The sequence below is a fragment of the Scytonema sp. PCC 10023 genome (genome assembly GCF_963920835.1).
Lineage (GTDB): Bacteria > Cyanobacteriota > Cyanobacteriia > Cyanobacteriales > Nostocaceae > Kalymmatonema.
In genome coordinates, this window is record NZ_CAWUDP010000033.1 from 14,820 (window position 1) to 41,142 (window position 26,323).

At 42.0% G+C, this 26,323-nt stretch carries 25 protein-coding genes and 1 tRNA gene; 8 read left to right on the top strand and 18 right to left on the bottom strand.

Going from position 1 to position 26,323, the window contains the following annotated elements; translation table 11 throughout:
- Nucleotides 1-6: 6 nt before the first annotated feature.
- From dapB to ACM0OZ_RS20415, 3 genes are read left to right on the top strand one after another with little or no spacing between them, the layout of a single operon-like run.
- On the top strand, nucleotides 7-837 hold the full coding sequence (dapB, locus tag ACM0OZ_RS20405; RefSeq protein ID WP_414584643.1) for a 4-hydroxy-tetrahydrodipicolinate reductase: 831 nt from the start codon (nucleotides 7-9) through the stop codon (nucleotides 835-837).
- Between the two features lie 35 nt (nucleotides 838-872).
- The gene (locus ACM0OZ_RS20410) at nucleotides 873-1,559 is read left to right on the top strand and encodes a phosphate ABC transporter permease (RefSeq protein ID WP_414584644.1); all 687 of its coding nucleotides are present in this window, start codon (nucleotides 873-875) and stop codon (nucleotides 1,557-1,559) included.
- Complete coding sequence (locus ACM0OZ_RS20415; protein ID WP_414584645.1) at nucleotides 1,519-1,680, top strand: hypothetical protein; 162 nt, start codon at nucleotides 1,519-1,521, stop codon at nucleotides 1,678-1,680. The genes ACM0OZ_RS20410 and ACM0OZ_RS20415 overlap by 41 nt, the downstream gene beginning before the upstream one ends.
- Here ACM0OZ_RS20415 and ACM0OZ_RS20420 read toward each other — a convergent pair.
- On the bottom strand, nucleotides 1,677-2,486 hold the full coding sequence (locus ACM0OZ_RS20420) for a TPM domain-containing protein (RefSeq protein WP_414584646.1): 810 nt from the start codon (nucleotides 2,484-2,486) through the stop codon (nucleotides 1,677-1,679). The genes ACM0OZ_RS20415 and ACM0OZ_RS20420 overlap by 4 nt on opposite strands.
- Before the next feature lie 262 nt (nucleotides 2,487-2,748).
- Nucleotides 2,749-2,865, bottom strand: coding sequence for a ribbon-helix-helix protein, CopG family (locus tag ACM0OZ_RS20425; RefSeq protein WP_414584647.1), 117 nt, complete (start codon nucleotides 2,863-2,865; stop codon nucleotides 2,749-2,751).
- A 303-nt stretch (nucleotides 2,866-3,168) separates the two neighbouring features.
- On the opposite strand from ACM0OZ_RS20425, the gene ACM0OZ_RS20430 reads away from it, so the two are divergent.
- On the top strand, nucleotides 3,169-3,951 hold the full coding sequence (locus tag ACM0OZ_RS20430; RefSeq protein WP_414584648.1) for an RNA-guided endonuclease InsQ/TnpB family protein: 783 nt from the start codon (nucleotides 3,169-3,171) through the stop codon (nucleotides 3,949-3,951).
- 84 nt (nucleotides 3,952-4,035) lie between these two features.
- Here ACM0OZ_RS20430 and ACM0OZ_RS20435 read toward each other — a convergent pair whose 3' ends face one another.
- The 5 genes from ACM0OZ_RS20435 to ACM0OZ_RS20455 all read right to left on the bottom strand — a co-directional run bounded on the left by ACM0OZ_RS20435 (nucleotide 4,036) and on the right by ACM0OZ_RS20455 (nucleotide 6,788).
- Nucleotides 4,036-4,617: a DUF948 domain-containing protein gene (locus ACM0OZ_RS20435; protein WP_414584649.1), complete on the bottom strand. Its 582-nt coding sequence runs from the start codon at nucleotides 4,615-4,617 to the stop codon at nucleotides 4,036-4,038.
- Between the two features lie 14 nt (nucleotides 4,618-4,631).
- Nucleotides 4,632-4,979, bottom strand: coding sequence for a YtxH domain-containing protein (locus tag ACM0OZ_RS20440; protein WP_414584650.1), 348 nt, complete (start codon nucleotides 4,977-4,979; stop codon nucleotides 4,632-4,634).
- A gap of 221 nt (nucleotides 4,980-5,200) precedes the next feature.
- Nucleotides 5,201-5,530 carry a hypothetical protein gene (locus tag ACM0OZ_RS20445; RefSeq protein ID WP_073633801.1) on the bottom strand — a complete coding sequence of 110 codons (330 nt, stop codon included), beginning with the start codon at nucleotides 5,528-5,530 and terminating at the stop codon, nucleotides 5,201-5,203.
- A gap of 138 nt (nucleotides 5,531-5,668) precedes the next feature.
- A complete protein-coding gene (locus ACM0OZ_RS20450; protein WP_414584651.1) occupies nucleotides 5,669-6,040 on the bottom strand; it encodes a DUF2237 family protein in 372 nt (123 codons plus the stop codon).
- Nucleotides 6,041-6,209: 169 nt separating this feature from the next.
- Nucleotides 6,210-6,788 carry a Uma2 family endonuclease gene (locus tag ACM0OZ_RS20455; protein ID WP_414584652.1) on the bottom strand — a complete coding sequence of 193 codons (579 nt, stop codon included), beginning with the start codon at nucleotides 6,786-6,788 and terminating at the stop codon, nucleotides 6,210-6,212.
- A gap of 48 nt (nucleotides 6,789-6,836) precedes the next feature.
- Between ACM0OZ_RS20455 and ACM0OZ_RS20460 the strand changes: the two genes are divergently transcribed.
- Nucleotides 6,837-7,193, top strand: coding sequence for a four helix bundle protein (locus tag ACM0OZ_RS20460; RefSeq protein ID WP_414584653.1), 357 nt, complete (start codon nucleotides 6,837-6,839; stop codon nucleotides 7,191-7,193).
- Between the two features lie 283 nt (nucleotides 7,194-7,476).
- Here ACM0OZ_RS20460 and ACM0OZ_RS20465 read toward each other — a convergent pair whose 3' ends face one another.
- The 5 genes from ACM0OZ_RS20465 to ACM0OZ_RS20485 all read right to left on the bottom strand — a co-directional run bounded on the left by ACM0OZ_RS20465 (nucleotide 7,477) and on the right by ACM0OZ_RS20485 (nucleotide 13,773).
- Nucleotides 7,477-9,813, bottom strand: a complete 2,337-nt coding sequence (locus tag ACM0OZ_RS20465; protein WP_414584654.1) for an AAA-like domain-containing protein — start codon at nucleotides 9,811-9,813, stop codon at nucleotides 7,477-7,479.
- Nucleotides 9,814-9,816: 3 nt separating this feature from the next.
- A complete protein-coding gene (locus ACM0OZ_RS20470) occupies nucleotides 9,817-11,442 on the bottom strand; it encodes an AAA-like domain-containing protein (protein ID WP_414584655.1) in 1,626 nt (541 codons plus the stop codon).
- 246 nt (nucleotides 11,443-11,688) lie between these two features.
- Entirely contained in the window at nucleotides 11,689-12,291 is a 603-nt protein-coding gene (locus tag ACM0OZ_RS20475) for a Uma2 family endonuclease (RefSeq protein ID WP_414584656.1), read from the bottom strand.
- Nucleotides 12,292-12,753: 462 nt separating this feature from the next.
- Nucleotides 12,754-12,826: transfer RNA gene (locus ACM0OZ_RS20480), tRNA-Phe, on the bottom strand.
- Nucleotides 12,827-12,903: 77 nt separating this feature from the next.
- Nucleotides 12,904-13,773, bottom strand: coding sequence for a metal ABC transporter permease (locus tag ACM0OZ_RS20485; RefSeq protein WP_414584657.1), 870 nt, complete (start codon nucleotides 13,771-13,773; stop codon nucleotides 12,904-12,906).
- A 75-nt stretch (nucleotides 13,774-13,848) separates the two neighbouring features.
- On the opposite strand from ACM0OZ_RS20485, the gene ACM0OZ_RS20490 reads away from it, so the two are divergent.
- On the top strand, nucleotides 13,849-14,235 hold the full coding sequence (locus tag ACM0OZ_RS20490) for an ArsR/SmtB family transcription factor (protein WP_414584658.1): 387 nt from the start codon (nucleotides 13,849-13,851) through the stop codon (nucleotides 14,233-14,235).
- A gap of 71 nt (nucleotides 14,236-14,306) precedes the next feature.
- Here the strand turns inward: ACM0OZ_RS20490 and ACM0OZ_RS20495 are convergent, their stop codons facing one another.
- Together ACM0OZ_RS20495 and ACM0OZ_RS20500 are read right to left on the bottom strand one after the other, a co-directional pair.
- A complete protein-coding gene (locus tag ACM0OZ_RS20495; RefSeq protein WP_414584659.1) occupies nucleotides 14,307-15,113 on the bottom strand; it encodes a metal ABC transporter ATP-binding protein in 807 nt (268 codons plus the stop codon).
- Nucleotides 15,114-15,194: 81 nt separating this feature from the next.
- Complete coding sequence (locus ACM0OZ_RS20500; RefSeq protein WP_414584712.1) at nucleotides 15,195-16,142, bottom strand: metal ABC transporter substrate-binding protein; 948 nt, start codon at nucleotides 16,140-16,142, stop codon at nucleotides 15,195-15,197.
- A 462-nt stretch (nucleotides 16,143-16,604) separates the two neighbouring features.
- On the opposite strand from ACM0OZ_RS20500, the gene ACM0OZ_RS20505 reads away from it, so the two are divergent.
- Entirely contained in the window at nucleotides 16,605-18,236 is a 1,632-nt protein-coding gene (locus ACM0OZ_RS20505) for an iron uptake porin (RefSeq protein ID WP_414584660.1), read from the top strand.
- Nucleotides 18,237-18,519: 283 nt separating this feature from the next.
- Here ACM0OZ_RS20505 and ACM0OZ_RS20510 read toward each other — a convergent pair whose 3' ends face one another.
- The 3 genes from ACM0OZ_RS20510 to ACM0OZ_RS20520 form a co-directional block, all read right to left on the bottom strand.
- A complete protein-coding gene (locus ACM0OZ_RS20510; protein WP_414584713.1) occupies nucleotides 18,520-20,253 on the bottom strand; it encodes an NFACT family protein in 1,734 nt (577 codons plus the stop codon).
- A gap of 611 nt (nucleotides 20,254-20,864) precedes the next feature.
- Complete coding sequence (locus tag ACM0OZ_RS20515; protein WP_414584661.1) at nucleotides 20,865-21,629, bottom strand: choice-of-anchor W domain-containing protein; 765 nt, start codon at nucleotides 21,627-21,629, stop codon at nucleotides 20,865-20,867.
- A 696-nt stretch (nucleotides 21,630-22,325) separates the two neighbouring features.
- Entirely contained in the window at nucleotides 22,326-23,612 is a 1,287-nt protein-coding gene (locus ACM0OZ_RS20520; RefSeq protein ID WP_414584662.1) for a glycosyltransferase family 4 protein, read from the bottom strand.
- A 1,167-nt stretch (nucleotides 23,613-24,779) separates the two neighbouring features.
- On the opposite strand from ACM0OZ_RS20520, the gene ACM0OZ_RS20525 reads away from it, so the two are divergent.
- Nucleotides 24,780-25,169 (top strand): hypothetical protein, encoded by a 390-nt coding sequence (locus ACM0OZ_RS20525; protein WP_414584663.1) that lies wholly within the window; start codon nucleotides 24,780-24,782, stop codon nucleotides 25,167-25,169.
- A gap of 85 nt (nucleotides 25,170-25,254) precedes the next feature.
- Here the strand turns inward: ACM0OZ_RS20525 and ACM0OZ_RS20530 are convergent, their stop codons facing one another.
- Nucleotides 25,255-25,761, bottom strand: coding sequence for an RNA recognition motif domain-containing protein (locus ACM0OZ_RS20530; RefSeq protein WP_414584664.1), 507 nt, complete (start codon nucleotides 25,759-25,761; stop codon nucleotides 25,255-25,257).
- Nucleotides 25,762-26,323 lie beyond the last annotated feature (562 nt).

Consider the following 26,323-nt stretch of genomic DNA (forward strand, 5'->3'; position numbering starts at 1 on the left):
TCTCTTATGGTGAATCAAGGTCCAATCCCAGTTGTGATCATCGGTGCTGCGGGCAAAATGGGTCGTGAAGTGGTGAAAGCGGTGGCGCAAGCACCAGATATGAATCTTGTGGGTGCGATTGATACAACTCCCGAACATCAAGGGCAAGATGCAGGAGAACTGGCGGGTTTAGGTGAAGCTTTGGAAATTCCAATTACCAATCAATTGGAACCGATGCTGGCATTTGCAGCTCAAGAAAGACAGCCTGGGGTGATGGTAGATTTTACCCATCCCAATTCAGTGTATGACAATGTTCGTAGTGCGATCGCCTATGGTCTTCGTCCAGTTGTAGGTACCACCGGGTTAAGTCAAGAACAAATTCAAGACTTAGCAGAATTTGCGGATAAGGCGAGTACTGGATGTTTGATTATTCCCAACTTTTGTATTGGCGTGGTGCTACTGCAACAAGCAGCAGTCGCTGCGTCTCAATATTTTGACCACGTTGAAATTATTGAACTGCATCACAACCAAAAAGCTGATGCTCCCAGTGGTACAGCAATTCAAACTGCTCAAATGCTGGCAGAAGTTGGTAAAACGTATAACCAGCCTATTGTGGAAGAATCGGAGAAATTACCAGGTGCGCGGGGGAGTCAAGCCGATGAAGGCGTTAGAATTCATAGCGTCCGTTTACCGGGACTGATTGCTCATCAAGAAGTGATTTTTGGTGCAGCAGGTCAAATTTATACGCTCAGACATGATACAAGCGATCGCGCTGCCTATATGCCAGGAGTCCTACTGGCAATTCGTAAAGTCCTCCAGTTAAAGTCGTTAGTATATGGATTAGAAAAAATTCTTTAAAAGACTCAGCACTCACCACTTAGAACTTAGCACTCATGATAGTCCCACTGACTCGCCAGAAATTTGAACAACTCATTCCTCTAATTGCCACTGGTCTACAGTACAAGTACTACTGGGGGAACTTTTCAGACTTTTTGCAGCGGCTGCTCATTTCTGTAGTGGCAGTTGCGGTTGTTTTCCTTGTCAAAGTTTTTCTGGGACTTGATTTTGGTATCGTATTTTTGATCGGACTCATTGGTGCTCTTTACTGGCTGTGGGGACCAGTGTTTTGGGCTAGTATGCGGAATGCAAAATGCCGCCGTTACAAATACAGCGGTTTTCTCCGTGGTCGAGTGCTGGATTACTGGATTACAGAAGAGTTGATTGGTAAACAGGAAACTGTGGATAAAAAAGGCGATTTGGTGATTGTCGAAAACCGAGAAAAACGGATTAACTTGGAAGTCGGCGATGACACAGGATTTACTGTTGAGTATCAAGCGCCGCTGCGGGTTGCCTACAAAGTCATTGCTCGCGGTCAGAGGGCAGAATTATTGGTTATGTCGAATCGCCCAGATTTGAGCAGTATTGACGAAATTTCCGATATTTATATTCCCAGTCGAGACTTATGGGTAAGTGATTATCCTTGTATCCAACGGGATTTCTTTACTGGGGTCAGTAGCCGCCTGCGGCGCGATGAAGAAGATGAAAGACCCCGTCGCCGTCGCCGTAGGGTGGAGAGGTAGAGGAGATGAGGAAGATGAGGGAGATGAGGGGGATGAGGGGGATGAGGAGGATGAGGGGGATGAGGAAGATGTTAATAGCTCGTCTGCCTTATCTCCCTCTCTCCATAAGCTTCCCGTCTAGGATTCAGCACTAGGAGAAGAGCGACTGAAAATAGGGGAAAGGTAAGCAACCAAAGCACCGATGAGGAAACCGGAAATATTGCGAATGATGGGTAGCCACTCGCTTGTTCGTGTGACGACTGGTCCAAGACCGAAGGCAAGAAATAAGATTCCCCATAAAGGAGAAAAGATTAAAGCCCATTGCCAAGCAAAAATTTGTCCCTCCTCACGAGGTTGAGCTGCCAATCCACAGATGATTCCACCAATAACTGAAGTAATCAGAGTCAGAATCCACTGCTCGCGTGGTAATCCGGGAACAACAGCGCAACCACCCTGACGCAAACAAGTTTTCACTGTTTCCATAGCTTGGAGAATCGCTTGGTCTTCGCCTTCTTCTCGCACAAAGTACAAATTGCCAAAGCGGGTTTGCAATTCAATCCAGAAAGTGCGTGAGAGGAGTTCATAAACCGCGTCGCCGACACTAAAGCTGAGAATGTTACCGCCACGAGAATCAGCAACCAATAAAACACTTTTGTCATCCAAACCCCAAAACTTGATCACAGCCCGACCTGGAGTACGGTCATATTGGGTCAATACTCGCAGTTTCCAGCCGGTTTCGGCTTCAAATTGCTCTAGTTCCTTAACAAGTTTTTCTTCTTGAACGCTGGTCAGAGATTTCGCTAAATCTACAACTGGGGTTGGGGTATCGGGTAGTAATTCAGGATTGTCATAAGCGTATGCGCTGGGAGAATGCGTTGCCCAGATTGACCCAGCTAGGAAAAATACTGTCACAAAAGCCAGAATTCGTCGCCAAAAACTATGCTGCATGAGCTTTTTTATACAGATATCCACAGGAAAAGTGAACAAGTTGTTTTAAAAGAGTACGCGAAAAGTGATACTTCTTTACACTTTTTAACTGTAATCTAATCTAATACTTTAGATCCAGAACTTACAAGGTTAGGTATATGAGAATAAGGGCACAAAGCACTGCGCTCTTATTCTCATATACCTTTGCCACGCTATCAAAGCATAGCGGGAGCGTGAGAACCCCTACCTTTTAATCCGGGGATGAAACGCGACTCGTAGGGCTTTAGCCCTTTGTTTCTTTTTCAACAAACTCCCTAATCGCTTCCCGAATTAAATCATTGATAGATCTTTCTGTTTGTGCCGATATCTTTTTCAACTCCTCATACTCTTTGTCTGACAATCTTAAGTTGTAACGCTGTATAACACCATATATATGTTAATTTGGAATTATTTTAATACTACAGGATGAAAAACTCCAAAAGCGAAAGTGGCGTTAGACGCTCCGAACCATGACAATTGAAGATATAGGGTTGTGTTGAAAAGTCTTTTCAGAGCCATCAACACGTAAAATCTTCTCAGTAGCACCAGACGCTGCGCGAACATGGTTGGAAGGAAGGAAAGTGCCGCACAGCCGTGAGAATGGTCGAGGCGGGTAGGACTGTTTGAACCTGCTCATTGCCCCTTTGGGGCAGAACAACGTTGCGTGTTCAAGAAGAAAGGTCAAAACGATTCTTTTACTATAGACGCTGGCGGGAAACCTATACCTGTAGGAGGTTTACGTGTCAAGCTACCAACTATTGGATGGGTTAAGACTTATGAAGGATTGCCTCATACAACAACCACCAAAATATCAATATCTCGGATAGCCGATGACTGGTACATTGCTTTTGCGTATGAAGTAGATTGTGTTGAATCTCCTAAAACTCATGATGTCGTAGGTGTAGATATTGGGGTGAAAGAACTAGCTACTTTAAGTACTGGTGCTGTGTTCCCGAACCCTAAAGCCTACAAGAAAAACATCCAAAAACTTAAACGATTGTCGGCATCCCATACCAGAAAAGCTAAAGGCAGTAACAATCGCCACAAGTCAAAAATTAAGTTAGCTTTGCATCATAACCGCGTTTCAAACATCCGCAAAGACTCCCTCCACAAAGTCACCAATTACTTATGTAAAAACCACGCTGTGATAGTAATTGAAGACTTGAATGTTTCGGGCATGATGCAAAACCATAAGCTTGCTCAATCCATCGCTGATTGCGGTTTTTATGAATTCAAGCGACAACTTGAATACAAGTGCAAGAAATTTGGAAGCACGCTTATGGTCGTAGACAGATGGTATCCATCTTCTAAAACATGTAGTAGATGCGGCTGTAAAAAAGATTCCCTGTCACTGAGTGAACGTGTTTACTCGTGTGAACATTGTAGGTATGTCTTGGACAGGGATTTAAAGGCAGCCATTAACTTATCGCGTTTGGCTAAAGCGTGAATGCTTTCTGAGGGATAACCGCTCCCATGCTCCCTATGAAGAAAGAAATAAATGTCTAGACTTGTCTAGATTTTATATAGCAGTTCAATCTTTATCAGACCAATTCTCAGATTCTGTCTGACCCTGTAAATCTTCTTTATCAAAACTGGTTTCCCAATCAGCACCATCGTTGTAATCGTTGTTGATGCTGTAACCTTGCGTATTTGTGAAGCGATTCTCTTGCCTTAAGGCTTGCCGTTCTTGCAATGTTAGCTTTGCTTTTTGAGATGGCACAAGACGGTCAACTGTTCGTTTTGAAGATTTCGAGCGAGTAAAGGATTTCCAGGCAGCTTTTACACCGACCATGATACTGCGCGTGCCGACTTGAACGTTTTGCGCTTGCTTTTTGGCACTATCAAGGCTTTGATCCACTTGTTTGACGACTTGACCAGCACTTTTTACCCCATCACTGACATCATCAGTTAAGTCAGTGATTTCCAAACTGGTCATGCGAATGGCATCTAGAGTGGGTGGTAACTCTTTATAAAGAGTGTCAAATAACTTTTCTGCACTGCGGGCTGCTCTTGCTAATTCCTGCAAAGCTGGTATCGCCGCCACCAAAACAGCAGTGAGACTGGCGGCGACTAGGAGTATAGACAGTCCCAGCCAAAACAGGGGGTCAATCACTTTAATATCTTCTACTAGCTATCTAGATGTTGAGAAAGGGAATCAGACTCTTGTTGAGCATTTTGCTGCTTCACCGCTTGGGTTTCTCGCAAACTGGCATCTACGCCAGCTGCGATCGCTTCCCGCAGTCGGTCCAAAGTCTCATCCCAGTTAGAGCGTGCGTTTGCAGAAAGGCGATCTGCTTGTATTTGCACACTCGTTGATATATCTTCTGCCAATTCTGGTAACGCACTGGCAGATTTCTTCAAGAGTTGACGAGTTTCGCGTCCCGTACGTGGAGCAATCAGCAACCCGGTCAAGGCACCGATGGTAGCTCCTATCATCATACCGCCAACAAATAATCCAGAACGGTTGTTAGACATTTTTTGTTCCTCTCCTTACACCCATTTTATGCGGGTTTTCACGTCGCAGCGAAATCCAAAAGATTTTATCTTCCTATTTACAGAGACAATGAATTAGCCACAAAGGTTGCCTTGACGTAGCCAACAGGGTACTGGGATGTAACCAAAACTCTAAAACCTACTGCTTCACTCAATCTATAATCTGAGACATTCTGCCTTGTTCCTGTGTCCTCCTATACTGTTTACTTCCTCATTTTCAGAGGTTTTGAGCGTAACCTAATAAAATTACGACGCCAGACTTGTTGTCCGAGAGCAAGGAGGCTGAAAATCTGCCGTACTCGCTGGATTTGTAGCTGTGGTGATTGGTGTGTCTGCCGCAGATTATGAACATTTCGCTGACCTATAGAGATAGCTGCGGGTGCGCCATATAATACCCTATGACTACTAAGTTCAGCAGCAATAAAGATATTAGCTAGCCTTGTCAGCCGTTGCTTAAGTTTGCGCACTCGCCAAGCTACGTACAGAAGAACCAGCGATATCAGTATATTGATAACGACAACGACTGTAACCATTGCTTAACTTTGTTACACCCACTCCAAGTCCTGCTCGATTATGACTCTAATTGAAGTTGTGAAAATCGCTCTTAAGTTACAGACAATGTATCGGGTGGTATGGGCGGCTACTAAGTCAAACAAATTTTTAGATTTTATTTAGGAAGAAGTTAAGGCGTTTTTCTTCAAATCATCCAAGGAAACCACTTCCAAAGCTCTAGGATGGGTTGCTGTGAGGACGACGGGGGGAGCAACGCCAGCCTCAAGAGCTTCTTGCCAACGAGCAGCACATAAACACCAGCGATCGCCCTCTTTTAAACCAGGAAATTGATGTTCTGGCATAGGGGTGCTAAGGTCGTTTCCTTGCGATTTGGTGAACTCAAGAAATTCTGCTGTCATCTGGGCGCAAACAACGTGCATCCCAAAATCCATACCTCCTGTATTACAAAACCCATCGCGGTAATATCCAGTTATGGGAGAAGAGCAGCACATTTCTAGGTTTCCGCCGACTATGTTTCTTGCCTCTGTCATGACTAATTCCTTTACTTTTTTTGGAGAAAGTAGGCAAATTGGCTCAGCCGTTCAAGTCACGACTTTTGCAACTTTCCTTAATAATATGACTTAATAATAGTTGAATATCTTAGGGCTTGCGCCTTGACAAAAATTATCAAATGTGTTTCATTTTTTGACTGTAACGAGTTCATTCCCAAATCATTTGTAAATCTAAAACAAACCCCGGTAAAACTTCTTCACCCGACAGGGTTTGAGGCGATCGCAGGACTTCCTTTTCGCATTGAGGACGATAAATTTCGACTTGCCGATCGTGGTAGTTCATCAGCCAACCCAAACGGCAGCCGTTGTCCTGGTATTCCTGCATTTTTGCTTGTAAGGGTTTAAGCGAATCAGTTTTGGAGCGCAATTCAATGATAAAGTCAGGACAAAGTGGGGGAAAAGAATCTTGTTCCTTTTGGGTGAGAGCATTCCAGCGTTCTAGGATTATCCAAGCAGCATCAGGGGAACGTTCTGCACCGTTGGGTAAGCGAAAAATGGTAGAGGAATCAAAGACGACACCTAAACGAGTTTGACGGTTCCAAGCTTGTAATTGATAGGTTAGATCAGCATTGCGTCTGCCCGTATTTCCGCCAGTTGGAGGCATAATAGATAATTCTCCATCAGCACTAAGTTCTATCCGTAGGTCGGGGTTAGCAAGAGCAATTTGCTCGAATTGTTCGTGAGTGAGGCGAATGACAGGGCGAAGGTCAAGGATTAGGGGATTCATAGATCAGTTATCAGTTACCAGTTATCAGTTATCAGTTATCAATAAGCTATGAACAGTTTGGTGTATGAGAAGGCGTATAAGTTCGCTATCAGGATTGTAAATGCTTATAAATCTTTGACTCAAGAGAAAAAAGAATTTATTTTATCAAAACAATTAATTAGAAGTGGAACATCAATTGGAGCCAATATTGTAGAAGCAAATGGAGCTATATCACCAGCAGAATTTTCTGCAAAAATTTCTATTGCTTACAAAGAATGTCTTGAAACTAAATATACCCTGTCTCTTTTAAAAGACACAGGGTATATTGATGACAAAGCATTTACCAGTATCTATGAAAATCCCGAAGAGATATCAAAAATCCTTTTCTCAATCCTCAAGAAAACTAGAATCTCTGATAACTGGTAACTGGTAACTGATAACTGATAATGGAGGTAGCAGAAAAATTTATCAACGCAAATTGCTATATTCCCCCGGTGCCAGGTATCGGATTTATGAAATGCTGATTGTTGCGTGGGAAAGGAGGCTTTAATAAATATTTACAAACTTCTAAAAGCCTTAAATGGTACACTTTACAAGTCGCAACGCGAGAGAAGAAGAGAGTGCTACGGTAAATAAAATTCGTATTGAGCTTTAAGATGTTTTCTAAGAGATTGTTCAACCTGTTTTCTCAAGTATGGTTCTGTATTATTTATAGAGAGTAGCTCAATTTTCCTCGATGAACAGATTCAATATCTTTGGCTGTGAGCAATTGGTTACTTGTTGTAAAGGAGTTAGTTTGTTCTGGGTAATTCTTAAGAATGTTAAATGCTGATTTATAAGATTCTATAGCTTGGTTTATTTCTTTTTTCTGCCCTAGTAAATCCCCTTGAACTTTCTTAGCCAAAACTTGAATTTGTAATCCTTCACTAGAAGTAGTATTTTTCTCGGTTTGTGCTAAGAAATTATGACTTTCTTGAATTTCTTGTTCTGCTTTATCCCACTTTTTCAAATGCTGATATGCTTGTGAAATAGAAGCAAATAGTAGAGCCTGCTTGAGTTTATAGTCTTTGACGTTGAATGATAGACCTGCTAGCCTCAATGCTTGATCTGACTCAGATGTAAGATTTACATTTCGTAACTCTCCAGCTAATTCAGATAATTTTTGAACATTCTCAACATCTTTCTTTGCTAAAGCCAGTTGATTTTGTAAATTTTGTGCCTCTTTTTTGGCTTCTTGTGCTTTTTGGTTAGCTTGAGCAGCATTTTGTTGTGCTTGTTGAGCCTTTTTTTGTTCAGCTTGAGATTGTTCTGTTGTTTTTATAGCTTGTTGTTTAGCTTGAGCAGCATTTTGTTGTGCTTGTTGAGCCTTTTTTTGTTCAGCTTGAGATTGTTCTGTTGCTTTTATAGCTTGTTGTTTAGCTTGAGCAACATTTTTTTGCGCTTGTTGAGCGCGCTGCTGTAAGTCTATAACTTTTTTTTCTGCTTGTTGAGCTTTTGTGTTAGTATCTTCAAATTTTCTGTTTGCTTGTTGAGCCTTTGTGTTAGCATCTTTAAACATTTTTTGTGCTTGTAGTGCTTGATTTCCTTCTCTTGCTGCAAATACTCCTAAAATGACAGCAACAAATACAGCCAATAATAAAAAAGCAGCCCCATTACGAATCTGCTGTTGAGCTTTTTTATTGGCTTCACTGAGTAATTTATTTCGTGACTCTGCTGCTTCCCTATCTTTTTTCTCTCTCTCTAAAGCAGCTTCTTGTTCTCTTGCAGCAATTTCCTCTTGAATTTCTTTCTCTTTACTAGCTGCTAAAAACTGCCTATCCTGATAACTTAAACTCTTATCCCTTGCCCATAATTCAGCTTCTTGTAACGCCTTTCCCCGCAACAATCGTGACTCATCAGTTCCTCCAGAAGCCACCCAAAAGCGGAAATTCTCAGAATATGGACGCAGGTTTCTTAATTGATTTTCAATCCAATCTTGATCAAAAACCTCTTGATATATAGGATTGTAAACTCTTAACTTATTTTGTTGCCTAATAACTAAGCCCGAAAGTTGTAACTCGCTTTGTTCTAAAGTATCATCTGCTGTAATCTCGGATTGCTCCTCCCTTAATCTAATTTGCTGATACAGTTCTAGTAAATATCCAGCCCGTTGTTCATCCCGCAAAATTCTCGCTTGAATAGTTCGTAAATGCTCAGGTTCGTCTTGAGATTCCCAATTTTCAATGATGCAGGACTTCACTACCTGCTCAACAGAACGAGAATTTTCTTTCTCAGACTCCTCAACCATAAACTGACACAACTTTTGCGTCAAAAACGGTTGTCCTCCTGTCCATTCTAAAATTTCCTGCATCACCTTTTGAGGATTACTAAATTTTCCCTCCAAGCCTCTTTGTAATGGCTCAACCTCCTGCAATTGAAAACCTTTTAGAGAGATAGCTTTCCCAATATTAAATGGGGTACGTTGTTTATCTTCTATTAAATTGCTTGGTGACGCGACTCCCAACAAACAAAAAGTGAGGCGATTATATTCGGGATTATCAACGCGCTGATTATAACAGGAACGGATAAAAGCAAAGAAATCATCAGTAGGAAATTGCAGACTTAAAACACTATCAATTTCGTCAATGAAAATAACAATATTTTCTCTAATTTCAACCAGCAGCTTCTTTTCCAGAAAATGACTAAATCGCAGCAAAGATGAGTTTAATTGGTTCTTCTCCCACCACTGTTGAAAATCTACATCCAAGTCAAAGCTGTCGATTAGCTTCACAATCAAATCTGCATACCAAGTCTCTTGCGTCGCACTCTGAATATTAACAGAAGACAAATCAATAGATGCACACTCCACACCAGCTTCTGAGAGACGGCTCATTGTTCTCACACGCAAGCTAGACTTTCCACTTTGTCGGGAGTTCAATACATAACAAAATTTCCCTTGCTTAAGTGCCTCATACAATTCATTATCGGCTTCCCGTGTGACGTAAGTGCTAGCATTTTCGGGCAAGCTTCCAGAAAAAATATATTCGTTGATATATTCATCACCCATAACTTACCCCAAACGGATTGAGAAATACTGACGATATAAATCGCAGCTAGGAACGCAATCATTACGCACAATTTTCACCAACCCTAAGCTGTGCAGTTTGAAGGTAATTTCAGGATTAAGTTGCACAGGTTCATTTGCCGTCACTACTCTTTTATAAGCTGATTCTAGCTGAGAAGCATCTTGTAAACATTGCAGTTGTTCTCGTAAATGGTAGCTAAAAATTCCTTGTTCCGTTGCGGCGAGTGTCAAAAGTTCTTCTAGGGAAGTTTCTTGGCTTTTGAGATTCTCCAACGTCTCCTGCACTAAATAAGGATGTCCTCCTAACAATTCCATCAATTGAGTTAAATCTTCTTCTCCCAACTGTCCATTTAATTCATACTGGTTCACCATTTCTTCTACCTGAGAAAGGTTAAATTCAGGTAATTCAATCGCTAATCCAACATTAAACGGTGAGCGATTCGTGTCTAAGGTAGGATAAGTTTCAGTCGAATTAACCACCACTAACCTAATTTTTTTCCAAACTTTACCCATCCTGTCCCCTTGTTTGGCAGTTTCATACCAACTCCGCAGCAGTAAGCAAAATTCGGAGAAAATGTTTTCATATTTAAACAGCCGCTCAAAATTATCTATGGCAAGAACAACAGGACTATCAATTTCTGATAATAAATATTTTTGAAAGTAACGAGTACAGCTTGTATTCAGTCCGTTACTATCTTGCCAGTAGTCATCCAACTTAGCTTCCAGTTCCAAACTGTCAGAAACATTGACGCACAACCACTGTAAGAAAGTCTTCAAGTCAGCAATGGCAGAACTATCAGCTAGCTTCAAATCTAATTTTGCTGTTTGATAACCCTGCTGTCTAGCATAGTCGAGTAATTTCTCTAACAGTAATGTTTTACCCATCTTTTGCGGAGCTTTGATGCGAATCAGCGCACCAGGTTGCAAAATAGCTTTATAGCATTTTTCTTCAATCGGTGGGCGTTCAATATATATGTTTGTCGATATTGCTGACAAGTTTGCAGATAGTTCTTCTGAGGAAAAGTTGAGCGGTAAATCAGTCTTAGGGATGAGTTGAGGTATTAAGTCTTGTGCTAGGCCTGCCATGCGAATGGCATTACAACCAACTTTATAGGCAAACTCATAACTCTTACCTGCTCCTAGAGCATCATAAAAACCCACAGCAAATTCAATTGCTGCCTGATCTTGAATTGCCTGACTCATACCCACCACATAATTAATGTGTCGGGCTATTTCTTGTGCCTGATATCTTGAGTAGCAAGCATTGAGGACAACACACTCTATTTGGTTAGCGAACAGTTGAAACAATTCCGCTAAAGCTTCTGCATCAACTAACTTAGTTTGACCTGTTTCATCTTCAAATACCAAGCCTTCTTCTCCAGAACCATGCCCAGAAAAGTGAATTATATGTGGTGTGTAATCCAGAATAGCTCTACGTATATCTCTGTGGCGTACTGCTTTTGCTGTTTGTATTAAATAATCATCACGCTTTTTTGCTCGTTTTAATCCGTCTTCAATTTCGCGCATCTCCTCATCCAGACGAAGTCGGCTGGTACCTTTAGGATTTGCTGATAACAGCAGGATTTTTCGAGTTCGATTATTACTACTCATTAAAAGCGATCGCTTTCTAAAAACCTGATCCACTCATCAGGGTGACATTAAGTCTAATAGCACCGCAAGGACGACAAAACAATTTGTTACTCAACAAGTGCTGGGACAAAAAGACGTGCCAGTTCCCAATTGCGAAACGAAGCGATGAGAAGCTAGTGCTACCGTTATTTCTGCATAGTTGACAAGCGAGTTAACGACTCGAGCAAAGTTGATCGCGTCAAAACTTATTCCAGACAATAATATCAATCACCAAATTTTTGCCATCCGCAAGACAAATCCTGGTAACTCTGGATTGCCGCTCACTGTTTCAGGATTATCCAAGATTTCCGGTTCTTGATTAGGGCGGTAGATGTAGACTTTGCGGTTTTTGCGATCAATCAATAAGCCTAGTGATGCACCGTTGTCAATATATTCCTGCATCTTGTTTTGCAATCCACTAAGAGTATCGCTAGAAGACCGTAACTCAATCACAAAATCTGGACAAATTGGAGCAAATGAGGATTTTTGTTCTTCAGTTAAGGCATTCCAGCGCTCTAGTTTAATCCACGAGGCATCCGGGGAGCGAGTTGCCCCATTGGGCAAGGTAAAGCCTGCACTAGAGTCAAACGTTTCACCTGTGCCATCTTGATCTGCCCAATTTGCCAGTTGTTGAGCGATTTTAATGTTGCGATTACCTGTATCTGAAAAAGCAGGTGGCATAATGATAACTTCTCCACTGGCATTACGCTCAATTCTCAAATCGCGATTGGCTAGACAGAATTCGTAGAATTGTTCAACACTCATCGATTTGATTGCAGGAAGATTGACCGTCAGTGGGACGCTCATGCTTTGAATTAGCAGTGTCGTCATTGTTTTTCCTCTGTTGGTGTAAGCTAAACCACATCTAGTTTGCAACCTTAAATTTTTTGTAACTCCTGTGGGGTGAGCCGAAAAGCCCGCCCTAATTATGCAATTTAAATGTGGAACAGCTTAGGCGTGAAGTCGTGACAGAATACCCTGAGCTTATGCTCCTAGTTTTAGCGACTAAAGCGATCGTACACTCAACCAATGCTTGGTTCATCTGACTTTTCACGCCATGTGGAAAAATCCACGAAAAACCTAACCCCCTAGCCCCCTTCCCTAGTAGGGAAGGGGGAAAATCAAAGCCTCTCTCCTTGTAGGAGAGAGGAATGGAAGCGAGGTTCTCCACATAAGAGTGAAAAGTAAGCTTGGTTCATCAGTCAGATAACCTTTAACATTCCTGACAATCAATGCGATCGCCTTAAAGAACAAAACCCTTGAAACATAAGAATTTCAAGGGTTTTTTCGTTATGCCAGGAACCAGATTTGAACTGGTGACACGAGGATTTTCAGTCCTCTGCTCTACCAACTGAGCTATCCCGGCGTGGTTTTTTTTGTTTGCCACGATTACTTAATGTAGCAAAGTCATAATCATTTGGCAAGTCCTAACAGAAAAAAATTTTATGCCGCTTTTGTTCTTAACTTGACCCAGCCGAAAACTGTCAAAAATACCACAAACTGAACAAGAACGATACTAGGACCAGAGGCAAAGTTGAAAAGACCCGATACGATGATGCCAGCAAAGCTACTTATGGAACCGACAATCACCGACAGCAACAAAAAGCGGTTAAAGTGATGACTCATCAGTTTGGCACAAGAGGCGGGAATAACTAAAAAGGCGTTGACGAGTAAAACGCCAACAGCTTTAATTGCCACAGCAACAGCTAATGACAGCAATACGACAAACCCATAGCGGTACAACTGAACTGGAATCCCTTGAACCTTTGCCACAGCAGGGTTAAGTGTTAACAAAATTTGCTGCCTGAGGGTTGATAATAAGAATAGGGTGCCGACCACAAGCACAAGCAGCGTCAAAATCAAATCTGTCATGTCAATAGCGAGAATATCGCCAAATAGCACGCCCATCAGGTTGCCGCGATATCCTTTAATTAAGCTGCTAAGAATCACACCCACTGCTAAGGCACCTGACAAGACAATGCTTAGAACACTGTCGCTACCTAAATCAGTTTTCTCTATAAAGTAGAGGACAACCAACCCAAAAATGAGTGTAAATGGTAGCAGCATCCAGGTGGGATTTAACTGTAGCAGCACACCTAACGCCACGCCTACTAAAGCAGCATGACCAACAGCATGGCTAAAAAAAGACAACTGGCGCAAGGTGACAAAACTGCCTAGTAAACCGCCAAGTATTCCCATCAAAACAGCACCTGCAATAGCACGTTGCATGAAGGGAAACTGTAGCAATGTCACCAGGTCATTGACATTGGTGATAGCAAGCCAAGCTGTTTGGCAATTATCAAATAAAAACATATATTATTTTTTTTGACCAAACTTTTAAACTATTTTGAGTGTATAAGATTCGTTTTTTACTAACAAATAACAATTATGTCAGTTCATCTCACCAATTCTCTTCCCCAAAAAGAAATTAATACATATAATCAAATACGCCAGATAGAGAACGATAGCCTTGAACCTCTGTCACATGAGATTCTCAGCAGTGAAAAAGCCCAGCGTATGGCGGAATTTTTCAGCTTTTTAGGAGATGCTAATCGTCTACGAATTCTCTCACTGTTAGCGCAACAAGAACTTTGTGTTAGTGATTTGGCAGCAGTACTCAATATGAGTGAATCTGCTGTTTCCCACCAACTAAGAAATTTACGGGCAATGCGTTTGGTTAGTTACCGCAAGCAAGGTCGTAATGTCTTCTATCGCCTCCACGACAGCCATGTTTTGCATCTTTATCAGGCTGTTGCCGAACACCTAGATGAATAAAAGTGAAGAATGAAAAATTAAGAGTAAGAATGAAGAAATTGTTCTTTCTTCTTTCTTTTTCATAACGCGCGTTAATGATTATGTTGATAGCGACTAAAGGCAGGACCATAAGTCGCTAAAAGATTTTGCGGCGAAAGGGCAACTTCTGGAACCCCAGTGCAAACGATGGTTTGATTGAAGCAAATGACGCGATCGCAATAACGGCTCACCATATCAATATCATGGCAAACCTGCAACACTGTCCATCCTTCTTCCTGCTTAAGTTCATTCAACAGCGTATAAAAATCTGCTGCACCTTGCACATCTACTCCAGCAAATGCCTCATCTAGCACCAAAAGTTTCCGAGGCATGACCAAACAGTATGATAGCAATACCCGCTTAAGTTGACCACCACTGAGAGTTCCAATTGCCTGATTTCGTAGATGGTAAGCATCGGTTCGCCGCAAAGCTTCAGCGACTGCTGCTGATTTTTCCCGACTCGATCGCCCCAAACCTCCAAATAAAAACTTTTTTCTGGTTTCACCTCCGCTTGTTACAGAATTACAAGGAGATGAATAAACCCATCCCAACCCTACCAATTCACTCACAGAAATGGGAAAGCTGCGGTCAAAGATAAAATTTTGTGGCATATAGCCCAACTGGTGACGTAAATTCTCCAGGCGTGTTATTGGGCGACCTAATATTTCAATTTTGCCAGCACTTCGTGGAATCAAATCCAAAACTGCTTGCACGAGGGTACTTTTACCCGCACCATTAGGACCAACTATGGCTGTATTTGTTCCTGAAAATAATTCAAACGAAACATCCCGAACAGCGAGGTAGTTGCCTTGATAGACAGTCAATCCCTCTACTTTTAACGTAGGAAAGTTATTAATCATTGGTCATCGGTCATCAGTCATTGGTTATGGATCATGGGTCATTAGTCCTTTATATAAAGTGCAAATGACAAATGAAAACATTTATCTACAGGCTGATTCTAAGGTTTGCAAATTATCTCGCATAGCCTTGAAATAATGCTGCGGATCTCTCTCGCCAGTTTCTAAAGAATCCAAGGGACGCAAACTTAAATTCAAGTCCTTAGAAAGGCTTGTTAACAATTTGTTATCTACCCCTGGTTCACTAAACAAAGCTTTTACTTTATACTTTTTCACTGCATTAATAGCATTTTGCACATCTGTTGGGGCAAGTTGGTCTTCTGGAATTTCCACGACGGCAACTTGCTTGAGGTTATATTGTTTAGCTAAGTATGGAAAGGCATCATGAAAGGTGATAAAGGTACAATTGGGATTTTTTTGTAAAGTTTGCTTAAAATCGCTATCTAAACTTTCCAGTTGCTTAATGTATGCTGCTGTATTTGATTCATAGGTCGCTTTATTCCCAGGATCAGCAGCAATTAAACCATCTCTAATATTAGCAACTTGTTGTTTTGCTAACACTGGGTCTAACCAAACATGCGGGTTTCCCTCAGCGTGTTCGTGGTCGTGTTCTTCCTCTTTTTTACTGGTTTTCTCAACAGGTGAAATTTCATTCAAGGGTTGAATACCTTTACTGGCATCAATTTCAGACAATTTGGGATTTTGGGCATTTTTAACCGTGTTTTCTAAAAATTCTTCCAAACCTAAGCCATTTTTTACCAACACATTTGCCGTGGCGATCGCCTTCACATTCTCTGGTGTAGATTGGTACTCATGTACTTCTGTTCCCGGTGGCACTAAAATTTCCACATCTGCTGCATCCCCAGCCACAGCCTTGGTAAACAAATACATCGGTAAAAATGTCGTCACCACTTTGATTTTTCCTGACTGCGGTGATGGAGTGGACGCAGCTTCTCGTGCCTGCGGTGACTGTTCAGAAACTGTTGCCTGATTGGTGTTAGATTGAGTACAGCCAGCACTCAGTGATAACATAAGCAGAGCAATCAAAGGTATGATACCGCTTCTGTGTGTTTTTCTTCTTGGTTGTTCATAAGTCCAGAGCACTGTTTTCTCTCCTTGCTGGAAGCTGTTTGCTTTGCCTTGGTTGAAATTTCTGTTGACAATGAGACTTAATTTTACATCTTAATAGTATAATTATTCTCATTCTCAGGTAAAAGGTCTGCGATTGAGTGTTAGTACCAACAAAAATTTTTCAGCAAGCAAAAGTTCTGCTGTCTTCATACTTGCTTGACTGAATGGATTTATCTGCACTCAATTAGGGTTTGTCCTCTAAGGCTGCTACCTTGATTCGCACATACGTTTATTGATATTTTTTGAAATTTATGATTAAACAATTTGCTGATTATTGATAAATTAATGAGACTACCTTCTAATAACAATAAGCTTTGACAAAGCGCAGTGTGGGTGTTCATTGAGAATGGGTGTGAGGAAAAAATGACAAAATTCTGGAAAACCCTGCTGGTGAGTCCAGCAGTTTTCGGCACAATGTTAGTGATGAGTGCCAGCGCAATTGCAGGGGAAACACTTAGCAATTTCGACAAAGAAGCTGAGAAAATCCCTCAAAACAAAACAATGGCACAAGTCACTTCGGTGTCTCAGCTATCGGATGTACAACCCACAGATTGGGCATTTCAAGCACTGCAATCCCTGGTAGAGCGGTACGGTTGTATTGCAGGATACCCGAATGGAACTTATCGGGGTAATCGGGCGATGACGCGGTATGAGTTTGCGGCTGGTTTAAATGCTTGTCTCAACCGGGTTAACGAACTCATTGCCACCGCCACAGCAGATTTGGTGACGAAACAAGATTTAGCCACATTACAAAGACTGCAAGAGGAATTTACAGCAGAACTGGCGACACTGCGAGGTCGTGTGGATGTTTTGGAAGCAAGATCTGCTGAATTGGAGGCAAATCAATTTTCTACAACCACCAAACTACAAGGGCAAGTTGTCGCTGCAATCACCGATGTTTTAGGAGGTGATAGAGTCAACGATGTAGATGTCAAGGACAACAATACAACATTTGGGGTGCGGGCGCGTGTGGAGTTTGTGACCAGCTTCACCGGAGAAGATGAACTTTTCACCAGAATCCAGGCTAATAATATTCTCAGCCCTGACATTGGTACATCCGAGGGCAACTTGTACTTTGCCGAGGAAGACGGTAGCACAGATGCTTTTATCGATGCACTGTACTACAGATTCCCCCTTACAGAAAGTACAGAGGTGATCGCTATTGCGAATGCGGGTGCAGCGGACGACGTTACCGATACGGTAAACATTTTTGATGGGGACGGCGCGTTTGGTGCTTTGTCCAGCTTTGGCACGCGCAACCCAATTTATTACAACATGGATGGTGCGGGGTTGGGAGTCACTCAACAGTTTGGTGATGCACTTTCACTCAGTCTGGCGTATTTGGCGAATTCACCCAATGACCCTTCTGAGGATAATGGTTTGTTGAATGGTCCATACGGTGCGCTGGCACAGCTAACATTTAAACCGAGCGATCGCTTCACTATTGGCTTGACCTACATCAACGCCTACAATCAGGAATTGGGTACTGGTAGCCTGCGGGCAAATCCTATATCCTTCCTTCAGTCTGAACTTGCCCCTCCCCCTGAAGTGACTGGAGAACCTGACCCGGTGATTGTACCATTTGCTAGCAATTCCTACGGTATACAAGCATCGCTTGGTTTGAGTGAGAAGTTTGTTTTAGGCGGTTGGGTTGGATACACTAACGCTCGCAACTTATCCACCGAAGGAGGAAGAGTTGACCGTGGAGAGTTAGAGATATGGAACTGGGCTGTGAGTCTAGGATTTCCTGACCTTGGTAAAGAAGGCAATTTAGCAGGCATCATCTTCGGTATGGAACCTAAGGTGACAGGTTCTAGCATTAATGAAATTTCTAGAGACAGAGACACTTCCTATCACGTTGAGGCGTTCTACCAATACAAAGTCACTGACAATATCACCATTACTCCTGGAGTTATCTGGCTAACAGCGCCGGATCATAATAATGACAACGATGATGTTGTCATTGGTGCGGTCAGAACTACACTGAGTTTCTAAACTCAGTTTCTAATTAGTACAAAAAGACCAGCCTACCACAGCTGGTCTATTAAAATTTTTCTTTGCGTTGTCTTCTCAAGAGGGTCAAACCCAAGTAGCACGTTCTCAAAACGTAACGGGAAACTTTTCTTAACAATATTGTAACAGCCAGTACAGACTTTTTATGGAAATTTATCAAAAAAAGATGTTGAGGAAGGAAAATAGCCTCTATCTTTAAGAAGAATTCAAGCATCTGGCAAGAAAAAGTAAAACTAATTAATTTTTACTTTTTACTTTTTACTTTTTACTTTTTACTTATTTCAACTAACTGCGGTTGTCCCCAAATAATCCGCTCCTGCTTGTAAATAGCAATTCCTGGTTTGGCTCCTTTGGGTTTGTAGACGTGTTTTGGCTGAGTGTAGACAACTGGTACTTGGTCACTCTGACGACCGCGACTATAGTATGCTGCTAAGTTAGCAGTATATTGCAAATCGGCTTCTTCTGGAGGAGTACCTGGTTCTAGACGAAGCAGCACATGGCTTCCAGGAATCTCTTGAGCGTGGAACCATAAATCGTAATCGTTGGCTACACGAAAGGTTAATTGGTCATTCTGGCGATTGTTGCGACCAATTAAGACTTCAAAACCACTAGGGGTGCTGTAACGATAAAAGTTAGTGCTAGCGGCTTCAGTGGAACTGCGACGGCGGTATCCTGAGTCTTCTAAATACCGCTGCCCAATAAGTTCCTCGCGGATTTCTTCTAGAGCTTGTAAATCTTCTGCTGTTGTGTAATTCTCGATCTGAGAAATTGCCGCTTCCACTTGCTCTAAATACTCAATTTCAGCCTTGACTTCAGCTAATAAGGGTTCTACAGCAGTACGAGCGCGTTTGAGTTTTTGATGCTGTTTATAAAGACTTTGGGCATTTTGCACGGCATTTTTATCTGGTTCTAAAGCGATTTTTACTGGTTTGCCAGTTTCAAAATCAGCCAGGATAATTTCCTTCATTCCCACTTGCCACTCATGTAGATGCGCCATCAACAAATCAGCTTTTTGTCGATACTCATCCGCGTTCTCAGACTGCTGCAAGCGTTGCTCAAAATTAGCAGCTTTCAGTCGTAATTTTTCCAGAATATTATTCAGTTTCTGGCTCAACTGATGCCGCAGTTGGGAAAATGTTTGTTGATTGCTCTGGTCGGTGTAGTAACGGTTGACTAACTCTTGGATATTTTTCGCGCTCTCGATCGCACCCCAACCAAGTACAGTGTATCCTTCTTTTGTCCAAGCAGGTTCAAACTTCTGGCTTTCCAACATCAGCAGCCATTCTTGCCAATGGTGAAACAGCCGTTGCCAATCTTCGGGTTTTAGGGTGTCTGTTGAATTTTCTGGATCTATGTCTGATACCAGCAGCATCGATTGTATCAGTGAAGGTGAGACACCGCGATATGTTTTGAGCAACTGACGTTTGATAGCTCCTGGGACTAAGCTGACTCTTTCTTGCCAGCGTTCTTGAGATTCGCCCAAACTTGGTATAGCAGCAGTTAGACTCGGTGGTGTTTCATAAGGCTGTCCTGTCAAAATGGGACGGACGCTGGATTTTTGTTGGCTGACTTGATGGGCAACGGTGATAATGCTGTTATTGGCATCGGTGAGAATAACGTTGCTGTACTTGCCCATGATTTCAACGTACAGGTGATACAAAGCGCTTTCTCCCGGACGACCGGCAAATTGCAAATCAACGACACGTTCCCAAGGAGCGATTGCCTCCAGCCCCACCAACGCCAAACCACCTAATTGGTGCAGTAATTGTTGGCTAAAGGTAAAAGTATCTGGTGTTCTTGGTGGTGGATCGCCGATATGAAGGCGAGCTGTTTGGGGATGCCAGGAAATTTCCAGCCAACCCCGTGGTTTGAGAGTGCGGAGTGCTATGGCAATGGTGTAGCTATTGCGTTGGTAAACTTGTTCTATGCGTGATGGTAGCCAGTGAGCGCGGATGTCGCTACAAACAGCGCTGAGCGTTGTGAAGTCAAATGTTTGCACGACGATTGGCCGTTGTTGTTTGAGTATCGATTTTGACATCCTCACCGCCCTATAAGTGCGGTGATTCCTCACCAAGCGACACCTTAAAGGAGCCTACTCTGAATGGGGTTGACGCTTCATCAAGTACTGCCTGAACCAGGTCTTACACGCTCTCCACGTCCGTTTAAAGTCTCGGAATGCCCTCCCGCGACTAACTGACTTACCAGCTATGAAATTTTCTTTTGCTTAGAGGGTTGGACTTATTTGACTACCATTGCCCTTGCAGCTTTCTCTACGCCTGCTCTCATCGTAGCTGTTTCAACGCGTCTTGAGCCTAGAGGGGGCTTATGTATTCACCAACTTTATTATAACAAAAGCTGCCCTAGAAGGGCAGGGCTTGTATCCCATTAATTTCGGTCAGTATAATTCCATTTTCTCTGATTCAGCATAAAGTGGGGCAAGCAAAAAAGCGGCCAGCTATACTGATTTTTTCAAACATCATGCTAACCGCTGCTTTTTTGACAAGTTTTTGAGCCTGTTAGCTAATAGTTTATGTCATTAATTTTGATATGTCGTAGGCGTTAGATCCCCGACAACTTTTACGAAGTCGGGGATCTTGTAACCCATTAGAATTAATGAAACAGACCACTAGCGACTTTGACTTTTTTTCTTCTGCCATAACCTACACCTGCCACTGTCGCCAAGAAGATTGCACCAACTGTTCCTGGTTCCGGTACGCTTGTGCTTGAGGAACTGCCGCCAACCTTAATTTGGTATGCCAGTTGAGAATTTCTGGGTGGAGTTGCACCAGCCCAGAATAACGATGTTTTACCAGTGATCACGAATGGATCGCTGATGTCACGAATTCGCAGATAATCTACGTCTGAGCCAATACCTAGAGAAGAAGAGAGTAAATCTCCAATTCCTTCACCGTTAAACGCCAAGTCTGTCAGAGATGCAACACTATTATTCGAGGCGAAGGTACGGATGAAAATGTCATTCACCGGACCATTAAAAGCGTTGCTGCTGAGGAGTTTGCCATCAACCGTATAGTTAACGGTACTTCCTGTGTATTCCAAGCTGAAGTCTACTGGCTTATTATTCTCCCAAGCATACTGCTGTTGTTGTACGGGATTAGCACCTTTCTTAACATCCTCATTTATACTCAGTTCATAAGTTGCAGTACCACCCAAATCGCCAATGCGACCTTCAGCAACAAACAATTCGTTAAATTGACCCTGATTTATCAGGTTTTCAAAGTCTGTGTCAGTAAAACCTGTTTGATTGACGAGTGTCAAGGCTTTAGCAGAATGAGGTGCTACAAATAAACCCAGGGTAGCTAATCCCAAAACAATCAGTGACTTGCTGTAATTGATAGATTTGCGTAGACGAAGCATAGTATTTCCTTTGAATTGCTGATTTATTAACGTCTCTGTGTTGCTTTCGGGCGCAGCGAAGCTGATTGCACACCCAAATTGCTACTAAATTTAATAGATTGCACCTAATAAATCAAAAATCTTACTCCAACACATACAACAGTTTGCATCTTTATTGAGCTACACCTTTTCAACTCAACAGCCAGATATCGAGCAAATTTTACTTCTGACGACTGACGCCAATATTGCTGCTGTATGAAATAAACAAGTGTAGATTCATCAAACTACTGATTCCTGTTTCGGTTGGCTTTGGTTGTAACTTAAGTGGTGAAGCAAGCAATCACTTCTATACTTTAGAGGTTAAGACATGAGTTCGCACAATGGCGAGAAAAAGCACTGTATTTTACAGAAAATTTGACTAAATATAAAATTTCCTTGTTTTTTGGGCAAATTCTCGAAAACAGACACAGACAATCTGTTTTAAGTTGTAAAACATAAATTTTACTCAAATAAAAATTCTCAACAAATAAAAAGACTTCTTTACGAAGTCTTCTATGAAATCTTATATGTTAAGATTTTCAACGGTATTGAGTGAGTTGTTTGTCGGTCATGGATAATGGACAACCGGGATATAGTCAAAAGTTATAACCACTCAGAGTTAAGTTTAACCTATAGACTGTTGACTATTCACGACTTATGTCCTGTGACTCGGTAGTGTTAACTCGCTAATATCGCTTCTTTCTGCGTTTCTTGTGGTATTTCTTCAGCTTTCTCTTGTAACAATTGGGTATAAAGTTGAGCTAGCTCAGATGCGACTCCTTCCCAACTGAACTTTGTTTCAACCCGCTTCCTAGCAGCTTGACCTAACTGGTCTCGCCATTGGGGATTAGCGAGAATTCGGTCGATCGCAGTAGAGAAAGCACCAACATCTTGTGGTGGTGCTAATAAACCAGTTTCTTCAGGGACTACTGTAAACTGAAGTCCGCCGACATCACTTGCTACGACTGGTGTGTGACTTGCCATCGCTTCGATTGCTACCAGCCCAAATGGTTCGTAATGACTGGGAACAACACAAACATCAGCAGCTGCGTAGTAATATGGCAGGATTTCCTGACTCAAACGACCAGGGAAGGTCGTAAAGTCGCTCATCCCTAATTCGGCGACAATACTTTCAATGCGCGAGCGTTCCATTCCGTCGCTGTGACCTGGGCGGCTACCACCACCAATAATTAACTGGAGTTTTTCAGATCGCAATTTCGACTCTGCCACAGCACGCACTAGTGTTTCTATACCTTTGCGTGGATCAAAACGTCCTACATACAACACGAGTTTTGCTTCTGGGTCGATTCCCAACTTAGCTCTTGCTGCTTGTCTGTCTACGCAACCAAACTGCCCAATATCAGTACCGCAAGGAATAATATCGATACTTCCTTTTGTGGAAACAAGCGATCGCATGTGTTCTTGTTCCTGCGGACTTGTCGCCACAATTCGTTCAGCTGTCTCCAACACCTGTTTTTCCACTGCTAACCGGGTAGTAGCAATCAGAGGAATCGTATTAATCGTGTTGTACTTAACTGCTCCTAAGGAGTGGTACGTGTGAACCTGCTTGCTCCCTTGGATTTCCTTCAACTGCATTCCTACCCAGCTAGAAAGCCAGTAATTTGTATGAACCAAAGGATATACAAAGCCATTTTCTTGCTGGAATTTGAGGAAGTTATCTATAAATTCTGGCAAGTATCCAAACAAATTGTCTCGTGGCACAAATTCAACGGCACCAGCTTCTAACCGGATGGTTCGACAGTTTGGGCTGTGTTGAACTATTGTTTCTTGTTCCGCACTCACTTTGCGGGTAAACATTTCAACTTGCCACCCAAGTTTAGCTAGTGCTTCTCCAACTTGGCGCACGTATACATTTTGTCCTCCAGCTTCTTCTTTCCCGATTTCAACGGCCGGATCGCCATGTACTGAAATTAAGGCGATGCGTTGTTTAGTTCTAGAGTTCATAGTTTGTTGGTGTTTTCGCTTCAAGAGGTTTTAGGCAGATTCAGTAGGTGATTCGCCCGATCTCTCTATGTATGCAGAAAGTTTAATTAATCTTTATTTTAATTTAATATGCCACATATTTTTATACATCTACTATCCAGAAGTAAGATTTTTCTTTACGTACTTATATTTAATTTCTTTATACTTAAATTGATATATTTTTAGCTAATATTATTTATAAGTAAACCTAAACATTGTAATTCTAATTACACCTATAGGCTTTTCTCTATATTGATGTCTTCAGTGTAGATTGTTGTAAAAAGATAGTAAATCAATTAAGTATGTTCAAATGAAGATAATGTTTATAATCTGCGTTCTATCTTCAAAATATATATTTGCTAGCTAGCAAGGATATTTTCTAAGTACAACTTCTGGAACTAGACCTGTAGGAAACGAGGATGACTCAAAAAAAGTGAGTTGAAATGAAAAGTCGAAACTTATACTACGGTTTTGAACAACAATCACCTTTTTTGTTGACAATTACTAGTAATAATTAATACTATATATTTTGTGTCCAAAGTAAATTTGATGAGATATTAAGACAATTTTCAGCTTGCACTGACTGAATGCCTAGATAGAAAATTATTCCTACTAGAAGAGCATGAACGCACCAGCTATAACCTTGTGTATAGCAATCGTATTTGATTAGTGTGAAAGTGCCTGCTTTGTAAGTTCAGAGGACAGGCTGCTCCAACGCGCGTAGGGTGTCCGTGCCTCCTCCGGAGGAACTGAGTGCTAAAGACACATAAATCCATTGGCTTAGATTCCCGACTTCTGTGAGAAGTCGGGAATCTTGTTGTTCACGTAGCCGAAGCCAGCTTGTAGGGCTTATGATTTACGATTGCTAGGGTAATCTCCGGCGGTACGTGAGTAGTTCGTGATTTTGCTGCTCTTAATGGTTTTGAAAGCTTCTGTGGGGACGGTGAAGACTAACGATAACACAGGATGCAAATCTCACACATAACAACATCGCGCTACTAAATACAGCTGCTGCACTTGCCATCACTGACAATATTGAAGAGAGAGTGCTGTAGGAAGCTTGTGATCGGTTGCGTGTCCCTGCTATGTTTTACCATTTTGATTACATTGTCAATCAGTAGCAAAATGTCGAACTCTCACAGAGATTCTATGCAATTAGAATTTGTTCCGGTTGAAGATTTTTACTTTGCCCTAACTTTAGGGGTTCGGACTCTCGAAGATTTGGAAAAACCAGGTCTTGTCGAACAAGTGCGATCGCGACTTTTGCTAGAATGCGGTCAACCTTCTACCGTCGCTCCTGGTAAACAGAATACATTTAACTATGTCTTCCGTGTACAAGGTGTGGACAACAGCCCTGCATCTGGACTTGTCGTTTCTATTTCAGACTGGCAAGACAGGCTGCGCCTGAGTAGCGATTACGGTTGGACACTAGATCAAGAACGCAAGCCTATTCGCTCAGAAAAATATAGCCAGCGATCGCTTTTCAGCCAACAGTTGCGATCACACTTACAACAATGGTTACAACTTCCCTTTAGCTAGATAGCTCAGGCATTTTTGGGATAACAATTAAAAATTAAAAATCAAAAAACTTGATTTTTAATTTTTAATCTTTCTTGCTTGCGCATTAGCTTGTGGTTTGTGCCGCAAGCATTTGCTTGAGTTTTTCCAACTCATTAGCCCACCGGGGATCTGGACGAATGGCATCATCCGTACTAGATGTGACTGGTGTGTTTTCCCTAGCACCGCCACCACGACGAGACTTCTTGTTGGAGCTTTTTTCCCTACGATTGTTTTCTCTGCTTGGAGTAGGAGTAGGGGTGCTACTTACAGGGTTCGGAGTAGGTTTACTAGGTAGTTCCTCGTTGTTTTCCTCTCCTTTTGTACGAGGTAATGCCTTTTCGAGTTTTATAGCAGAGTCTTTGAACACTTGACCATTGTATTTTTCAATAATTTGGTCTGCTTGTTCGTCATTGTTTACTGTCAAAAAACCGAATCCACGGCATTTGCCTGTTTTTCGGTCTTTAATCAGTTTAGTGGTAACTGCATCGCCTTCTTCTGCAAAAACTGCTTGCAGCTCTTGACGATCTATTTCTTCTTTAGGCAAATTGCCTATGTATAGGCGAACGGACATGACTAAACCTCCACGAGTTGAGTGAAAACGACCGGGCAAAAAACACTAGCTTGGGTCTGGCTTTTGATAGATACCATTGACCAACGCTGCCACAAACCAATTTTTTTTCCAAACTGTTAACCAATACAATACAGTTTTTTACCAGGATAAAGCTTGCATAATACAAAAGCGCACAACGCTAATAACACCTTTATTCTAAGAATTTTAAATTTTACAGCCTACTGCTTGCGACTGGAAACTTCTTCTGCACTTTTTTTCCGAACAATCAAACATGATTCCTTAGATTATCACGCTATTTTACACCTAGCTAGTTCATCTTAGACATTTCCAGCGATCTCATAATGGCATAGTAGCATAAAGTACACTTTTTCTTAAAGTTTGGTTTTTGGTGAAGGGGACTGGGGACTGGGGATTGGGGACCCTTGGATTAGCGATTGGGTTTCCATAAGTTCTATGCCTTCGGCACGCAAGAGCGGCGTTAGCGCAAGCTCCTCCGGAGGAGGCACGGACACGCTGCGCAAACGAAAAATTGTGCAAGAGGCAACAAAGCTCTCCCAAATTT

Excerpts from the sequence above, each read along its gene's own strand:
- dapB (WP_414584643.1), top strand. The coding sequence starts at position 7 with ATGGTGAATCAAGGTCCAATCCCAGTTGTGATCATCGGTGCTGCGGGC.
- ACM0OZ_RS20515 (WP_414584661.1), bottom strand. The coding sequence starts at position 21,629 with ATGCTTCGTCTACGCAAATCTATCAATTACAGCAAGTCACTGATTGTT.
- ACM0OZ_RS20415 (WP_414584645.1), top strand. The coding sequence starts at position 1,519 with ATGAAAGACCCCGTCGCCGTCGCCGTAGGGTGGAGAGGTAGAGGAGAT.
- ACM0OZ_RS20410 (WP_414584644.1), top strand. The coding sequence starts at position 873 with ATGATAGTCCCACTGACTCGCCAGAAATTTGAACAACTCATTCCTCTA.
- ACM0OZ_RS20525 (WP_414584663.1), top strand. The coding sequence starts at position 24,780 with ATGCAATTAGAATTTGTTCCGGTTGAAGATTTTTACTTTGCCCTAACT.
- ACM0OZ_RS20440 (WP_414584650.1), bottom strand. The coding sequence starts at position 4,979 with ATGTCTAACAACCGTTCTGGATTATTTGTTGGCGGTATGATGATAGGA.
- ACM0OZ_RS20530 (WP_414584664.1), bottom strand. The coding sequence starts at position 25,761 with ATGTCCGTTCGCCTATACATAGGCAATTTGCCTAAAGAAGAAATAGAT.
- ACM0OZ_RS20485 (WP_414584657.1), bottom strand. The coding sequence starts at position 13,773 with ATGTTTTTATTTGATAATTGCCAAACAGCTTGGCTTGCTATCACCAAT.
- ACM0OZ_RS20445 (WP_073633801.1), bottom strand. The coding sequence starts at position 5,530 with ATGGTTACAGTCGTTGTCGTTATCAATATACTGATATCGCTGGTTCTT.
- ACM0OZ_RS20495 (WP_414584659.1), bottom strand. The coding sequence starts at position 15,113 with ATGATTAATAACTTTCCTACGTTAAAAGTAGAGGGATTGACTGTCTAT.
- ACM0OZ_RS20475 (WP_414584656.1), bottom strand. The coding sequence starts at position 12,291 with ATGACGACACTGCTAATTCAAAGCATGAGCGTCCCACTGACGGTCAAT.
- ACM0OZ_RS20450 (WP_414584651.1), bottom strand. The coding sequence starts at position 6,040 with ATGACAGAGGCAAGAAACATAGTCGGCGGAAACCTAGAAATGTGCTGC.
- ACM0OZ_RS20465 (WP_414584654.1), bottom strand. The coding sequence starts at position 9,813 with ATGGGTGATGAATATATCAACGAATATATTTTTTCTGGAAGCTTGCCC.
- ACM0OZ_RS20500 (WP_414584712.1), bottom strand. The coding sequence starts at position 16,142 with ATGTTATCACTGAGTGCTGGCTGTACTCAATCTAACACCAATCAGGCA.
- ACM0OZ_RS20505 (WP_414584660.1), top strand. The coding sequence starts at position 16,605 with ATGACAAAATTCTGGAAAACCCTGCTGGTGAGTCCAGCAGTTTTCGGC.
- ACM0OZ_RS20520 (WP_414584662.1), bottom strand. The coding sequence starts at position 23,612 with ATGAACTCTAGAACTAAACAACGCATCGCCTTAATTTCAGTACATGGC.
- ACM0OZ_RS20470 (WP_414584655.1), bottom strand. The coding sequence starts at position 11,442 with ATGAGTAGTAATAATCGAACTCGAAAAATCCTGCTGTTATCAGCAAAT.
- ACM0OZ_RS20490 (WP_414584658.1), top strand. The coding sequence starts at position 13,849 with ATGTCAGTTCATCTCACCAATTCTCTTCCCCAAAAAGAAATTAATACA.
- ACM0OZ_RS20455 (WP_414584652.1), bottom strand. The coding sequence starts at position 6,788 with ATGAATCCCCTAATCCTTGACCTTCGCCCTGTCATTCGCCTCACTCAC.
- ACM0OZ_RS20460 (WP_414584653.1), top strand. The coding sequence starts at position 6,837 with ATGAACAGTTTGGTGTATGAGAAGGCGTATAAGTTCGCTATCAGGATT.
- ACM0OZ_RS20420 (WP_414584646.1), bottom strand. The coding sequence starts at position 2,486 with ATGCAGCATAGTTTTTGGCGACGAATTCTGGCTTTTGTGACAGTATTT.